Genomic DNA, 743 nt, shown 5'->3' with positions numbered 1-743 from the left:
GGCTAACGTTCCAGCACACCCAATCCGACCGACTCAGCGCGCTTTCACTACTTCTATCACGACCCCTCCTCCAGTCAAGCCTCCGACTCGCCAGCGCGGTCGGATTTGTGGTGCTGCGCATTGTTAGGCCTCTTCGGATTCAGAATTAAGCCAAGAATCCATAAATTGCGTGTATTCCGTGAAAGTCAGCTCAAATTCCCCCAGATCCTTATGAAATCTCTGCTTAACCCAAGGCATAAGAGGCTCTTTCTCTCCTTCTTCGAGATTACTCCATTGACCATTGAAGTAACGGTGAGGACGCTCGGTAATATCGGTCCAGGTGACATTTGGGAACGTGTAAATTATTTGATGCGTCTCGTCCCAAGTTCCATACCGAAGCAAATCTGGATACCATGAGAAGAGTCCCACTGGATGGAACTGGTCGTCTAAGTCTTCGTCAATGATATCAACCGCGCGAAACTTGTAATAGAGAGCATCCTTATCCTCGTCTGGGCCGAAGTCATTAGACTCACAAAGGTCTGGATGCATATTGTAGAAATCACGATTGTCGATAGGTATTTCGACGCACTTGAGTCTGTCAATCGCAACCAATCGAACTTTCACAAGCTGCAACACGACGTCGTCCCCAGATTCGAGTTCAGAATCGAACTCGAAGACCTTGCCTGGGTTTTCAGTAAGCCACAGTCTTAGGTCTTCTGGAACGACTACATCGACGAGCTTCCTATTCATTCTGCCTAACGTTC

The 743-nt window shown here is 48.0% G+C and carries 1 protein-coding gene; it reads right to left on the bottom strand.

Annotated elements, in window-relative coordinates; translation table 11 throughout:
- Positions 1-123 precede the first annotated feature (123 nt).
- Positions 124-743 (bottom strand): hypothetical protein (locus IE099_RS20650; protein WP_229809638.1); only part of this gene is annotated, 620 nt, incomplete at its 5' end.

This window comes from Roseibacillus persicicus (assembly GCF_014651675.1).
GTDB classification, from domain to species: domain Bacteria; phylum Verrucomicrobiota; class Verrucomicrobiia; order Verrucomicrobiales; family Akkermansiaceae; genus Roseibacillus; species Roseibacillus persicicus.
Note: the sequence above shows the minus strand (reverse complement) of the source record. Positions and strands in the feature narration are given on the sequence as shown.